Source organism: Salipaludibacillus sp. HK11 (assembly GCF_047795645.1).
In the GTDB taxonomy this organism is placed as follows: domain Bacteria; phylum Bacillota; class Bacilli; order Bacillales; family Salisediminibacteriaceae; genus Salipaludibacillus.
Genome location: NZ_CP181045.1, coordinates 1,822,693 through 1,835,310, shown reverse-complemented (window position 1 = coordinate 1,835,310; position 12,618 = coordinate 1,822,693). Strand labels below are relative to the sequence as shown.

Annotated in this window: 16 protein-coding genes; 11 read left to right on the top strand and 5 right to left on the bottom strand. The window is 35.3% G+C overall.

Going from position 1 to position 12,618, the window contains the following annotated elements; all coding sequences use genetic code 11:
* The gene (locus ACM26V_RS09050; RefSeq protein ID WP_416151092.1) at positions 1-1,161 is read left to right on the top strand and encodes a M23 family peptidase; all 1,161 of its coding nucleotides are present in this window, start codon (positions 1-3) and stop codon (positions 1,159-1,161) included.
* 366 nt (positions 1,162-1,527) lie between these two features.
* Complete coding sequence (locus ACM26V_RS09045) at positions 1,528-1,824, top strand: DUF3055 domain-containing protein (RefSeq protein ID WP_416151091.1); 297 nt, start codon at positions 1,528-1,530, stop codon at positions 1,822-1,824.
* A 111-nt stretch (positions 1,825-1,935) separates the two neighbouring features.
* On the opposite strand, the gene ACM26V_RS09040 is transcribed toward ACM26V_RS09045, so the two are convergent.
* Positions 1,936-3,423: an aminotransferase class I/II-fold pyridoxal phosphate-dependent enzyme gene (locus ACM26V_RS09040; protein WP_416151090.1), complete on the bottom strand. Its 1,488-nt coding sequence runs from the start codon at positions 3,421-3,423 to the stop codon at positions 1,936-1,938.
* A 127-nt stretch (positions 3,424-3,550) separates the two neighbouring features.
* Between ACM26V_RS09040 and ACM26V_RS09035 the strand changes: the two genes are divergently transcribed.
* Positions 3,551-3,826 carry a UPF0223 family protein gene (locus ACM26V_RS09035; RefSeq protein ID WP_416151089.1) on the top strand — a complete coding sequence of 92 codons (276 nt, stop codon included), beginning with the start codon at positions 3,551-3,553 and terminating at the stop codon, positions 3,824-3,826.
* Between the two features lies 1 nt (position 3,827).
* Positions 3,828-3,968: a hypothetical protein gene (locus ACM26V_RS09030; RefSeq protein ID WP_416151088.1), complete on the top strand. Its 141-nt coding sequence runs from the start codon at positions 3,828-3,830 to the stop codon at positions 3,966-3,968.
* Between the two features lie 173 nt (positions 3,969-4,141).
* Here the strand turns inward: ACM26V_RS09030 and ACM26V_RS09025 are convergent, their stop codons facing one another.
* Positions 4,142-4,759 (bottom strand): YktB family protein, encoded by a 618-nt coding sequence (locus ACM26V_RS09025; protein ID WP_416151087.1) that lies wholly within the window; start codon positions 4,757-4,759, stop codon positions 4,142-4,144.
* A gap of 375 nt (positions 4,760-5,134) precedes the next feature.
* On the opposite strand from ACM26V_RS09025, the gene ACM26V_RS09020 reads away from it, so the two are divergent.
* Both ACM26V_RS09020 and ACM26V_RS09015 read left to right on the top strand, forming a co-directional pair.
* A complete protein-coding gene (locus tag ACM26V_RS09020) occupies positions 5,135-5,329 on the top strand; it encodes a hypothetical protein (protein ID WP_416151086.1) in 195 nt (64 codons plus the stop codon).
* Between the two features lie 260 nt (positions 5,330-5,589).
* Positions 5,590-6,384 carry an inositol monophosphatase family protein gene (locus ACM26V_RS09015; RefSeq protein ID WP_416151085.1) on the top strand — a complete coding sequence of 265 codons (795 nt, stop codon included), beginning with the start codon at positions 5,590-5,592 and terminating at the stop codon, positions 6,382-6,384.
* A gap of 657 nt (positions 6,385-7,041) precedes the next feature.
* On the opposite strand, the gene ACM26V_RS09010 is transcribed toward ACM26V_RS09015, so the two are convergent.
* On the bottom strand, positions 7,042-7,221 hold the full coding sequence (locus tag ACM26V_RS09010) for a DUF5325 family protein (RefSeq protein ID WP_416151084.1): 180 nt from the start codon (positions 7,219-7,221) through the stop codon (positions 7,042-7,044).
* Between the two features lie 267 nt (positions 7,222-7,488).
* Here ACM26V_RS09010 and ACM26V_RS09005 point away from each other — a divergent pair, with 267 nt between their 5' ends.
* Positions 7,489-7,836 carry a YlaH-like family protein gene (locus tag ACM26V_RS09005; RefSeq protein WP_416151083.1) on the top strand — a complete coding sequence of 116 codons (348 nt, stop codon included), beginning with the start codon at positions 7,489-7,491 and terminating at the stop codon, positions 7,834-7,836.
* 160 nt (positions 7,837-7,996) lie between these two features.
* On the opposite strand, the gene ACM26V_RS09000 is transcribed toward ACM26V_RS09005, so the two are convergent.
* Positions 7,997-8,200, bottom strand: coding sequence for a YlaI family protein (locus ACM26V_RS09000; protein WP_416151082.1), 204 nt, complete (start codon positions 8,198-8,200; stop codon positions 7,997-7,999).
* 282 nt (positions 8,201-8,482) lie between these two features.
* On the opposite strand from ACM26V_RS09000, the gene ACM26V_RS08995 reads away from it, so the two are divergent.
* On the top strand, positions 8,483-8,935 hold the full coding sequence (locus tag ACM26V_RS08995; protein WP_416151081.1) for a pyridoxamine 5'-phosphate oxidase family protein: 453 nt from the start codon (positions 8,483-8,485) through the stop codon (positions 8,933-8,935).
* A gap of 228 nt (positions 8,936-9,163) precedes the next feature.
* Positions 9,164-10,477 (top strand): PhoH family protein, encoded by a 1,314-nt coding sequence (locus tag ACM26V_RS08990; RefSeq protein ID WP_416151080.1) that lies wholly within the window; start codon positions 9,164-9,166, stop codon positions 10,475-10,477.
* Positions 10,478-10,570: 93 nt separating this feature from the next.
* Here the strand turns inward: ACM26V_RS08990 and ACM26V_RS08985 are convergent, their stop codons facing one another.
* Complete coding sequence (locus tag ACM26V_RS08985; RefSeq protein ID WP_416151079.1) at positions 10,571-11,068, bottom strand: peptidyl-prolyl cis-trans isomerase; 498 nt, start codon at positions 11,066-11,068, stop codon at positions 10,571-10,573.
* Positions 11,069-11,159: 91 nt separating this feature from the next.
* Here ACM26V_RS08985 and glsA point away from each other — a divergent pair, with 91 nt between their 5' ends.
* Together glsA and ACM26V_RS08975 are read left to right on the top strand one after the other, a co-directional pair.
* The gene (gene glsA / locus ACM26V_RS08980) at positions 11,160-12,092 is read left to right on the top strand and encodes a glutaminase A (RefSeq protein ID WP_416151078.1); all 933 of its coding nucleotides are present in this window, start codon (positions 11,160-11,162) and stop codon (positions 12,090-12,092) included.
* Between the two features lie 139 nt (positions 12,093-12,231).
* Positions 12,232-12,516, top strand: a complete 285-nt coding sequence (locus tag ACM26V_RS08975) for a YlaN family protein (protein WP_416151077.1) — start codon at positions 12,232-12,234, stop codon at positions 12,514-12,516.
* The last annotated feature ends 102 nt before the right edge of the window (positions 12,517-12,618 follow it).

Sequence of the window (12,618 nt, the reverse complement as noted above, 5' to 3'; positions counted from 1 at the left end):
ATGTGGAAAGTACTAATACTGATGTTTGCTATGCTGTCCATTACGGCTTGTGAATTAGAAGCAACTCAGGAAGAGCTTACTAATTCAGATAATTCGTCTGAAGAGACTGAGGTAGAAAATCTAAATAATAATGATCAAGGTTTGAATGAGAATGACCATTTAGAAGAAAAGAATGAAGAAATCGAGACTCATGATGAAGAAGTAGAGGTCTATTCCTTTGATGACACTGAAGAACACTTTATTGCTGTAGAAGAGTTAACAGAAATAATCGGTGGCAGGTATGACTATGATGAAATAGATAAATCCTTAACAATCTCGATCTCAGGACGAGAGTTTTATCTTGTATACGGAGTACCTGTATTGGAAATTGACGGTGTTTATAAAGATTCTGATCGTGTTTTAGTGAAGGAAGATGAAGAAGGAAAAGCTTATGTGACGAAGTCTTTTGTCGAAGAAGGATTGGAAATGGATTATGAATTTGATGATGAGGAGTCTGTGGTAACTTTTTCATGGACAGACGAAGTAGTACAAGCATGGGCTTCTTTTGGACAAGAAGAGGTTGATATCCATTCTTTTTCTACGGATGATATGATAGATTACTTGTCTTTTTTAGACAAACCAATTGAAGGAGCATCAGTCAGTACGGTGGAAAGCCACTTACCTGGTGCACCGAGAGATTATCGAAATGGAACACATGAAGGAATAGATTGGTACGATTACGCTTCAGGGATAGAAATATCGACAGATACGCCAATCTATGCAATGGCAGAGGGTGTTGTTGTCCGCGTCGACGATGATTTCGAGGATTATTCTTCACATGAAGTGCGTGACTATGATTTGAATTTAGCAAGTGAAGTAGGGTTTACCCCTGAATATATATTTGACAAGTTAAGAGGAATGCAAGTTTGGGTGCAATATGATAATGGTGTAATGAATCGTTTTGCACATTTGGACTCGATTCCGGAAGACTTAGAACTTGGTCAGACAGTGACAGAAGAAACGGTGATCGGTTATGTAGGTAATTCTGGGACGAGTGGTGCTTTAAATCAAGATAATAGTGGACTTCACTTACATCAAGATTTACTTATCTATGGTGAATTGTTTTGGGAGCCATTTACATTAGATGAAACGGCGAGTATTCTTCAAGAATTGTGGCCTTAGTCTAATCTTTCTCATATAAAAAAACGTAGAGGATTTTATATCTTCTCTACGTTTTTTCTGTTTTTAGATGTAATTGTTTAGTTAATATTGGTAGGTAGGGGAGAGAGCGTTAAGCGACGTTCACGTAGAGGTGTCAGTTGAAAAAGTTTGACTAAATTGTAACAGAGTGATGAACTTTTTATGAATGATACAGAAGTTAACATTATAAGAATGGGTATTGTGATAAAATGATTCAAAGACATAGACATTTAGAATTTGTTCATTCCATTGAGATGAGCAACCTACTATTTAGGTAAATTAAATTAAAGTTGTTAAATATTCAGAATTTTTGTATAATTGATTATAGACCGAGAGGGGGTTGTTCTAATGGAGCTCTATCAACGCCTTTATGATGAGGCTGAAAGAGTCAACGTACAGTTTGTTGGAATAACGACAGAAAATTCAAGGTTTGATTTTGGTATTGTGTATACAAATTTATTTTTCGGAAAACCACTTATTACGTGCATGCAATCCGGAAAATCACTGCTATTAAGTCAAGAAGATTTAAATGATGTAGATTATTTAAAAAAATTGTTTCAAGTAAAATTTGATCAAGATGCCGAAGCCCTTTCAGAATTTTTTAAATCTGCTTTACCTGCTACTACACTAGAAAATCAATACTGAATCAAAAAAAAAGCGATCAGCTAGCTGACCGCTTTTTTCGATGTTGGGTAAGTGAATACAGTGTCGTTTTATTTATTGATGGTATCAAAAAAGTGACATTTCTGTTAGAAATTAAATAATTGCTTTTCTTTCGCGAATGACTCGGATATGAGTTAACGTCGGATCCTCAGGTCCTTGAACGGGTAAACCTGCTTCCATGTTTGTATAAATATAATCCAAGTTATCTTGTTCAATAATTTCTCCTGGAATAAAAATAGGGATTCCTGGTGGATAGATCATAATGAATTCAGCACTGATTCTGCCTGCCGATTTACTAAGTTTAATTAATTCAGTTTCTGCATAAAATGCATCCCGAGGAGATAGAGATAAAATTGGAATGTTAGGTACTTGTACTTTAATGGGAGAAAGTTTATCCTGCCCTTCTTGATAAAACTCGTTAGATAACTCTCTTAGAGCATGAAGTAATTGATTCATCGTTTTCTGTGAGTCGCCCATTGTAACAATACAGAGAATATTATATAAATCTGATAGTTCTACTTCAATGTTTGCTTTTTTTCGTAGCCACTTTTCAACTTCGTATCCAGAAATATTTAAATCTTTAATTGAGATAATTAGTTTAGTTGGATCCATATCATAAATAGCTCTTTCGTTTAATATTTCTTTTCCAGGGCAAGAGATGCCAGGAATGGTATTTATATTCTCTCTCACTACTTCAGATAGTTGAATAACCTTATCGAGTTCATTGTGGCCATCCATAGCTAAATAACGACGTGCTGTGTCAAGTGAAGCCAATAAAATATATGATGTTGATGTTGTAGTTAGCATACTAATCGTACTTTGCACCCTTAAATAAGAGACTCGATCACCTTGTAAATTTAATACAGAACTTTGTGTTAGTGATCCCCCTAACTTGTGAACACTCGTTGCAGCCATATCAGCGCCAGCTTGCATCGCTGAGACAGGTAGATTCTCATTAAAGTGAATATGTACGCCATGAGCTTCATCTACAAGCACAGGTATGTAAAATGAGTGAGAAAGACGGACAATTTCTTCTAAATTAGCTGAAATTCCAAAGTAGGTGGGGTTTATAACCAGGAGGCCTTTTGCATCCGAGTGAGCCTGTAGAGCTCTTTTTACAGACTCGATAGTGATACCATGAGAGATCCCTAATTCTTCATCTAACTCAGGATGAAGAAAAATTGGCGTTGCTCCTGAAAAAATAATCGCAGCCATAATTGATTTGTGTACGTTTCGAGGGATGAGAATTTTTTCACCGGGTCCACAAACAGACATAATCATTGTCATGATCGCACCGCTAGTTCCTTGAACTGAAAAGAAGGTGTGATCAGCTCCGAAAGCTTCAGCTGCTAAATCTTGGGCTTCTTTAATAATACCATGTGGGTGATGTAAGTCATCTAGTGGTGTAATATTAATTAAGTCAATGGACAAAGCATTCGGTCCAATAAATTTTTTGAATTCTGGGTCCATTCCTTCTCCATGTTTGTGTCCAGGTATATGAAACTGGACAGGTGATGATTGAGTATGTTCTAAGAGACCACTAAACAGTGGCGTTTTTATTTGACGGTCTTTAAATGACAAAGTTTTCACCTCAATTAATAAATTGTAACTTTTCGTTATTTCTTGTTATTTCACATAATAAACAAAATGTAGTATAACAGAAAGGGACGATCAAGGAAAGAATATTTTGTTAGGAGGATATCGTGCCATGAAAAATGAAGTGAATATACCCTTATCAATGGATTGGGAAAAAGACGAAATTGTAGATGTTGTTCATTTTTATGAAGCAATTGACGAATGCTATAGTAAGGGGCTTAAACGAGAAAAAATAATGGGGCTTTATCAAAGATTTAAAAAGGTGGTCCCGTCAAAATCAGAGGAGAAGCAACATTTTAAAGAGTATCAGAAACAAACAGAACAGTCTCCATATCATGTGGTCAAGAAAGCGAAAGACTCCTCTGAAGGAACGGTAATAAAGATCTAAAGTGAGCGGATTAACTACTACTTATAAAAGGAGAGCTACTCCTTTTTGGAATCATAAAGAATACGGTCAAAAGTCGATCCAAACGAGTGAAGATATTGATGTGGATTTACTGAATAATTTTGATATTTACGCTAATTTATAAAGCAAAAAACGATTAAATCACAATGGATTTAGTCGTTTTTTGCACTTTAAGAAGTTTAACTTTGCTAAAGGATTAAAATATAAGATAAACTAAGGCTTTCGCCATGAAGGATTTGGCGACAAGCCAAGTTTTTCTAATAAAATGTATGATGGAAATTGAAGATGATATATTCATCATCGCATTGAAAGTTTATATAAAGGTGTCAATGTTTTGAATGTGTCGTGGACAAGGTTAATAAACTTGTCACCATCTTTCAGGATGGGGTCGGTTGCTTCGATTTGACGTCCAATTAAAAATTCCCCTTTCTTAATATCGCGAAAGCGTGTCAGCGCATGATCAAGGTCAATTGTTTCCAGAGGTTCTGCGAATTTTTTCATATGGTCGAGCGAAATGACAAAATCATTTGGAATCGTTTCTATGATGGTATCTTTTTCTTCCATGAAACGTTGTGCAATTTCTGTTTTATGTGGCAATTCATAAATAAATGCCAACCATATGAAAACGTGATCGTCGAATAATCCGACTTGAAAATGAGGGTGTTGTTTATACCCTCGTTTGTTGTGACAATAAGCAGACCAAGTATCCGAAGGTGGATTCACTTTGCGTCTAGCATGTCTTGCAATATGTAAAAACATATCTTGTCCAAGGATCAAAGAAAGTTCGTCCTTTACGTCGTCAGAGATTGCTTGAAACTTTGGTTGAATTCGTTCTTGGATAGCCTCCATTCTATCTTGTAATTCTTCTAGTTTGAAAGTGTCAAAATCATTTTTATTAAAGCCGTTGAAGTTCATATAATCCCCCCGTTTGTATTGGTAGTTCGCAATAAAAATCTGTGATTCATCTGTGTGATATTATTTTCGTCGAATTGTTATCTTTAAGGATAACATTTCTTTTTAGTGAATCCTGAAAAATTAATACTCAATGCACTCTTCTTGTCTTCTCCTTTACTATTTTATCAAATCGAACCGTATTTAAAAAGGAATTAGAATTAGTTTTCTCAATTAGGTTTTAATTCGTGAGAATAGTGGAATAGTAAATTAACGAGAATAAATAGTTGCAAAATTCCGATAAATATCATAATGTAGTGTTAACTATTAAATTTGTTTCTAAAAAGTTTATTGGTCTGTTTTATAAAACAGATACTCGTAAGAAGAGGGGTGCGATTTATGGAGAAGGTCATTCAAACATTAAAAAGAAGAGATGGAGAGAAACGTATCCCAGTCTTGAAACTGGAGATTGACTATGAACTTCAAACGCTATTCGATGCGATTCAAGCCAATGAACAAGATCAGATTATTAATTGCAAAACGAGACTAGATACATTACGAAGTGAATGGCTTCGTTTAGAAGCCTTATTATGAAGTGAACCTTTTTATAAAGGTTCATTTTTTTGGCTATTTTCTGGATAGAGATAATTTAACGTAAAATCGTAAAAAAGTAGCTTAGACATAGAGAATAACAAAGCAAAAGTATCCAACTTTTTGCTTCTCCCAATCCTCTTACCAGTCTAGAACGGTATCTTATTGTTTCAGAGTAACCAAATGAAAGAAAATATTTGCAGGTGTGATATGATTATGATATACCTATAGCAATATTACTTGCTTGATGAGGAGATGGAACAATGATAAATGAACGTGAAAATAGAAGTTTTGAAGATGTGAAAAAACAAGCAGAGTTGTGGATTCGCGAAGCTAGTCAATACATAAAAGAGAAAATGAAAGGTACATTGTCTATTACAACGAAAGCTCATCAACACGATTTAGTTACAGACGTAGACCAAAATGTTGAGAAATTTTTTCTTGATAAAATTACGGATAAATTCCCCGATCATCGATTAATGGGAGAGGAAGGGTCATTTGAACAAATTAAGGACTTAGAAGGAACCGTGTGGATATTAGATCCGATAGATGGAACGGTTAATTTTGTTCACCAAAAAAGTAATTTTGCTATCTCCATCGGAATTTTTCATGATGGTGAACCTATCATTGGGTTGGTCTATGATGTGATGGGTGATGAGTTGTTTTCGTCACTAAAAGGTCAAGGGGCGATGCTTAATGGCGAAAAGTTGCCTGCATTAACGAAAAATTCTTTAAATGAAGCGTTGCTGAGTTTCAATGCAGGTTGGCTCCTTAAGGAAAGAGGATTAGAGGAATTAGTTGAATCATCACGAGGAATTCGCTCATACGCAGTTGCTGCATTGGAGATGGCATATGTTGCTTGTGGTCGCTTAGATGCCTACATAAGCTTTAATTTGGCTCCATGGGATATTGCAGGAGGCTATGCGTTGCTTCAAGAAGTTGGTGGAAAAGCGACTAATTATACAGGGGAGGAATTAACGTTTCTAGAAAAAGATACGTTGCTTGCTGCTAATCCATGGATCTATGATGAAATTTTGGAAATTGCTCGCAAGAAATAGAAGTTTTTAATCCAGAAAAATGTCCAACATCTTTTCACTTGAAGAATTTGCAACGGTTTTGGTTCTTTTTTCAGGTTGTAACTTCTGTAAAAGAAATGGAAGTCTCTTAGCAATAAATAATTTTATTTATTCAGTAACTCCTAGCTTTGACTAATATTAAGTATGTATCTTGTGAATGTCTATCAAATTGTACGTTAATTTGTTAGACATTTTTTAGTGTTTTAGAAACAATTTAAGTTAATTTGAGATGTAACCTGTATAATAAATTGATAAAAAATAGCTATTGTATATTTATATTTTTCGGGAACGAGGTGGGGGAAGCGATGAGTTGTGAGAGTGTCCGCATGTAGCGGGTTCGAGTCCTCCTATTCTAAATAAAACAACAATCTAGAATTAATGTCTTTCCTGATTTTTCGTAAAGCACTAAGTGAGAAGGAGTTGGACCGTTAGAAGGTTGAAATTGAGAAAACGGTCCGAATATGCCAAAACTGATAGATCATTTTAAAACTATTTTTATGAATAATCTAAGGTCTTTATAAATTACAAAAAGCACCGCATTTACGGTGCAATTAGTTAAACATTTTTGTGCCTATTTTCTGTCGCAAAGGAAGGTTTTGCGATAGGAAACGGAATGTGTTTAGTTTTGGCGAACTTTTTTTAATTTGTAGCTTGTTTATACTTTTTTCGTTTAAATCCAGCAGCGACAGAGCCAAGACTTAATATAAGAAACCCTAAAAACATTAAAAGGCTTGTTTGTGCAAATGAAATTCCGATACCGATCATTCCAATCGTACCTAACATTGCAAAGATAAAAAGTGTTAAATCAAATGATTTCATTGTTAATCATCCTTTCTATATAATTAGTGTAACGGAAATGAAACAGAAAATGAACCTAATTATTCTTTCAATTTTAACATATACCTCATCATGTGCTATAATCTAAACGTTATGCCTAGCTTTATTGAGCTAAGAAAAATGTGGTTCGTATCAGAAAGAGAAAGGTTCGCATGATGAGTTTATCTCACTAATTGAGGTAACTCTGTACTTATTGATAGTATGAAAATGTAACCAATTTTATCTCGCAAATATTTAGGAGTGAAGAATATGATGATTGCAGCCAATACTGGAACACCATCACCTAATCTGGCCCCGATTGCAGAATGGCTTGGAGCAGCAGATCCTAGCAATTTTGTGATGGTTTTCTGGATAATGTATATTATTATTAATGCATTAAGTATCGTAGTATTTAATCTTGGTTTTGCTAGAAAATTACCTCTATTAAAGAATGTAGTGATTTATGCGGTGATGTTCTTTGGTAATATGTTTATCACGTTATTTGCATTAACGCTACCCGTTATTGAGTCATTAGGAATTGCTGCTCTGGTTTTGGGGATGTATAAATTCCAACTAAGACGCCATAAGCAAGAAGAAGCGAGTGAAAAGAGTAACTAAGAGTTTAATGCACCTACATGATTATTTGCATGTAGGTGCATTATTTTTATACATTAAGAATGTTTAACTTCGCTAAAGGATTAAAGTATAAGACAAGCCAAATTTCTAATAATAGCTCTCATTTTAATCATGCGACCTCTTTATATCCCCAAATGATAAATTAAATATAGTCGTCAGTTTCTTCCTTAGGAGTATGCTCTGCAAAGTTTCCAGTCTTTTTCCTTTCAATGGTTCTTTCTTCAATTCTGTCATGGCATGTTTGACACATATACGTATGGATTGGGCGATTACGAAGTTTTTTCGCTAGTGGTATATGGTTATTAATTGATTCTACAACGTCACAAATGACACATTTTACTCTCATGGCACACCTCTTCAATATTATAGGTTCATATTTCATATTTATACTTTTAATTGTTTTTGTAGAGAAGCAGTTACCTTATACTTTTCTTAGTATAACATGAGTAAACCGACAATTTTAAGGAGAAGTTTACATATAACGACTTAGGTATTCTACTTTCGTTTGTTTTTTACTAAAATAAGACGATACAGGATCTTTTCAATGATTTTTGTTAGAATGGTTTTAAGATTCAGGAAATATAGGTATAGTATAGTAGTAAGAAAGAATAAGGAGGCGTATGTAATTATGGCTAATCAAGTTGAAACAGTATTAACAGAAGAACTCCTACCACTACTTAGAGAAGAACGCTATGTATCAATCGCAACAGTGGATCATGAAACAGGTGGAACGAATGTAAATGCAATTTCTTGGGTATTTGCAACAGATAATGCACACGTAAGGTTTTCTGTAGATAATCGCTCGCGTATTGTTGAGAATTTAAAAAAACAACCACTAGTCACTTTAACTGTAATTGGCGCTGGATCGACGTATGCAATCGTCGGAGAAGCAAAAGTGCTCGAAGAAAAACTCGAGAATGTCCCGCTTAAGTTAGCATTGATTGAAATATCAGTGAAAGAAGTTCGCGATGTGATGTTTTATGGGGCTAGAATTACACAGGAACCTAAATATGAAAAGACGTACGATAAAGAAGCCGCTGAGAAATTAGATAACCAAGTTATGACTGCAATGAAAAAATAACAGTACAATGCCGCATGATTATTTCATGTCGGCATTGTTTTTTTATTGAACTGTTGGGAAGCGAAGGAAAGCAAAATTTTTTAATATTATACAGAGGATCTAGTCAAGTTGATGAATGTAAATGAACAAATAGTCTTTGCAAAGGTGATCAGGAATATACTTATTTGAATAGAATGTAATCATGCTCATGTTGTAGTTGGAATATATTCATTATTGGGAGGGAATCACTTGGCTAAAACCTACATTCTCGATACAAATGTTTTGCTACAAGACCCATTGGCTCTTTTTTCTTTTGATGATAATGATGTGATTATCCCAGCAGTTGTGTTAGAAGAAGTTGATTCAAAAAAACGATATATGGACGAGATTGGCAGAAATGCAAGGGAAGTAGCCCGTTTACTTGATGATTTAAGAGGACAAGGGAAATTAAACGAAGGAGTGAAGTTAGAAAGCGGGGGGAATTTAATTGTAGAACTAAATCATCGTTCGTTTGAACAGATGAAGAAGCATTATTTTGAATCTACAAATGATAATCGTATCCTAGCGGTGGCTTTGAATATAAGTTTAGAACGTTCTGAAGATGTCGTGTTAGTAAGTAAAGATGCTCTTCTGCGTGTGAAGGCTGACGCTTTAGGATTACATTCAGAAGATTTTTTATCTGATCGAATAGTACAGTTTGATAGAATGTACCAAGGATATGAAGAAAGTTGGCTCGACCCAACCAAAATGGATGAGCTTTTTGAGAAGAAACAACTTCCAATTAATGAGATTCACACTAATCATAAATATCCGAATCACTTTTATATTTTCAAAGATAGTGCGAATGGAACGCGTTCAGCTTTAGCTATCATGAATGTTAAAGGAACACACTTTCAATTATTTTTAAAAAACCACGACTCAACTTGGGGGATCAAGCCACGAAATGTTCAACAAAAGATGGCATTGGAATTGTTGACGCGAGAAGATATTCCCCTCGTTACTCTAGTTGGAAAAGCTGGAACGGGTAAGACGTTGTTGTCTCTGGCAGCGGGACTATATCAAACAGAAGATTTAAATCGCTATAAAAAACTATTAGTCGCTCGACCTGTTGTACCAATGGGGAAGGATATTGGTTATCTTCCAGGAGAAAAGGACGAGAAACTTCGACCTTGGATGCAACCGATCTATGATAACCTCGAGTATTTATTTAATACGAACAAAAGTGGAGAATTGGAGCAAATCTTAGCAGGTATGTCGTCAATCCAAGTTGAAGCACTTACGTATATCCGAGGGCGTAGTATTCCAGATCAGTTTATTATCATCGATGAAGCACAAAATCTAACGAAACATGAAGTGAAGACGATTTTAACAAGAGTGGGTGAAGGTAGTAAAATCGTTTTAATGGGAGATCCAAAACAAATTGATCATCCATATTTGGATGAATATACGAATGGACTCACTTATGTAGCGGAGAGATTCAAGCACTTATCAGAATCTGGTCATATAAAACTAGAAAAAGGGGAACGGTCAGGTTTAGCTCAATTAGCAGCAGATTTATTGTGATGTTACACCAAATAAGAAAGCCCTACGCTATTGCGTAGGGCTTATTCTAAACTTTTTATTTTTTACGCTAGTATTTAGGGGAATTTCACTTTTCTAAATGACAATAAGTGATTGGATGTTTTTCACTGGATTTTGTTGATTTGAGCCGTCACCATAATAAAAATGGAGTGGGCCAGTTTCTTTTAATGCTTTGCCTTTGTCTGAAAAACCAACAATCGCTTTCTCGGCTTCAGCTAACGAACAAACGAAATCTTCTTCTCCATTATTTCGAACGAAGCGAACAGATGTTGCACTAGATAAAGGTGAAGCGTTTGTCAAGAAAGGTTCGATAGCAATACCGAGTGATTTTTCAGTTAAATCAGTTTTATTATTCATAATTTTGTTATCATTCGTTTGGACTTTTGCAGTGACTTGCCTTTGTTCGTCCCATGCCTTGCCCATATTTTCAATAACGGGATCATAATCCTCTGTTTTTTCTTCTTGAAAATATGTATTTAAATCGACGATTCTTTCATCAAAAAGCCAAACACCAGGATCTATTGTAATCGAGTGTTTAACCATCCCTTTTATGGAAACAATCATAGAAGACATTGTTGATTCACTCTCCTTTCTCTTAACAGTATAGAGGGGAAAAGAATGTTTGTCATCTTTGAATGGATCATTTCTACGAGGAGGGAAAATTATGGAGATATGTAGAGATACGGAAGCGCTAAATATAATGATTAAGGAAGCATACCAACAAGCAAAGTTTGGAAAAGTAGCTGATTATATACCAGCTTTAAGTTGGGCAAATCCAGAAACACTGTCGCTTGCCATATACGAAGGTAAATCGATGATTGCAACAGCAGGAGATACATCTGAGACATTTACACTGCAAAGTATTTCAAAAGTGTTAACTTTAGCTATGGCACTGATGGACATAGGAGAAGACGGTGTTTTTTCTCGTGTCGGAATGGAGCCAACTGGAGATCCTTTTAATTCGATTATAAAACTAGAAACACATACGCCTTCCAAACCATTAAATCCAATGATAAATGCAGGTGCATTAGCTGTTACAGATATGATTAAAGGTAATACTGTTGAAGAAAAATTGGGGAGGTTGTTAGCATTTATTCATGAACTAACAGGAAATTCAGCTATCACATATAATAATGAGGTTGCAACGTCAGAATTTGAGACAGCTGATTTGAATCGATCTTTGGCATACTTTTTAAAACAACATAGAGTAGTCAGTAGTGACATAGAATGTTTATTAGAGCTATATACAAAACAATGTGCCGTAGAAGTAAGTTGTGAAGATTTGGCGAAGATCGCCTTTGTAATTGGTAATGAGGGACGGAGTGTTGAAACAGACCGAACGATTATTCCACTTCATATCTCTCGGATTATGAAAACGTTTATGACGACGTGCGGAATGTACAATGCATCAGGGGAATTCGCTATTAAAGTGGGGATCCCATCTAAAAGTGGCGTATCTGGAGGGATTATGGCGGCAGTTCCTCATGGGCCAGGGATTGGTATTTTTGGTCCTGCTTTAGATGAAAAAGGAAATAGTATTGCAGGGATGAAATTACTCGAATCACTAGCTCACCGATATGATTTAAGCATCTTTTAAGAGGAATATGAGAACGATCTGTTGCATTTTTATTTCAGAACAGATAATATAATAAGAAGAAATGATAGTTAAATTAGCACTGACTCAAATGAAAGAGTATATTCATTGCGTGAATTATAGATGAACAGGAGGGATTCGCATGTCCGTAGAAACCCTATCCGAACAAAGTGAAAAAGCTTATGCCCTTCTTAAAGAAGATGCAGAAAAGATTGTAAAGCTTATCGAAGTTCAGATGACAAACTTAACAATGCCTCAATGTCCGCTTTACGAAGAGGTTTTAGATACACAAATGTTCGGTTTATCACGAGAAATTGACTTTGCTATTCGGTTAAATCTAGTAAACGAAGACGATGGCAAGCAGCTATTAGGTCAATTGGAAAAACAAGTGTCATCTCTCCATGAGGCTTCTTTAGACAGCAAATAATTACTAATAACGATAAAAACAAGTGCACAGAATATTTCTGTGCACTTGTTTTTTATTGTTATACAATCGAGTGAATTTCATAATTTAGAGCCCTTGCGTCCC

Bases quoted from the DNA above. Each gene is read 5' to 3' on its own strand.
- ACM26V_RS09050 (WP_416151092.1), top strand. From the start codon at position 1: ATGTGGAAAGTACTAATACTGATGTTTGCTATGCTGTCCATTACGGCT.
- ACM26V_RS09045 (WP_416151091.1), top strand. From the start codon at position 1,528: ATGGAGCTCTATCAACGCCTTTATGATGAGGCTGAAAGAGTCAACGTA.
- ACM26V_RS09035 (WP_416151089.1), top strand. From the start codon at position 3,551: ATGAAAAATGAAGTGAATATACCCTTATCAATGGATTGGGAAAAAGAC.
- ACM26V_RS09025 (WP_416151087.1), bottom strand. From the start codon at position 4,759: ATGAACTTCAACGGCTTTAATAAAAATGATTTTGACACTTTCAAACTA.
- ACM26V_RS09020 (WP_416151086.1), top strand. From the start codon at position 5,135: ATGGAGAAGGTCATTCAAACATTAAAAAGAAGAGATGGAGAGAAACGT.
- ACM26V_RS09015 (WP_416151085.1), top strand. From the start codon at position 5,590: ATGATAAATGAACGTGAAAATAGAAGTTTTGAAGATGTGAAAAAACAA.
- ACM26V_RS09010 (WP_416151084.1), bottom strand. From the start codon at position 7,221: ATGAAATCATTTGATTTAACACTTTTTATCTTTGCAATGTTAGGTACG.
- ACM26V_RS09005 (WP_416151083.1), top strand. From the start codon at position 7,489: ATGATGATTGCAGCCAATACTGGAACACCATCACCTAATCTGGCCCCG.
- ACM26V_RS09000 (WP_416151082.1), bottom strand. From the start codon at position 8,200: ATGAGAGTAAAATGTGTCATTTGTGACGTTGTAGAATCAATTAATAAC.
- ACM26V_RS08995 (WP_416151081.1), top strand. From the start codon at position 8,483: ATGGCTAATCAAGTTGAAACAGTATTAACAGAAGAACTCCTACCACTA.
- ACM26V_RS08985 (WP_416151079.1), bottom strand. From the start codon at position 11,068: ATGTCTTCTATGATTGTTTCCATAAAAGGGATGGTTAAACACTCGATT.
- glsA (WP_416151078.1), top strand. From the start codon at position 11,160: ATGGAGATATGTAGAGATACGGAAGCGCTAAATATAATGATTAAGGAA.
- ACM26V_RS08975 (WP_416151077.1), top strand. From the start codon at position 12,232: ATGTCCGTAGAAACCCTATCCGAACAAAGTGAAAAAGCTTATGCCCTT.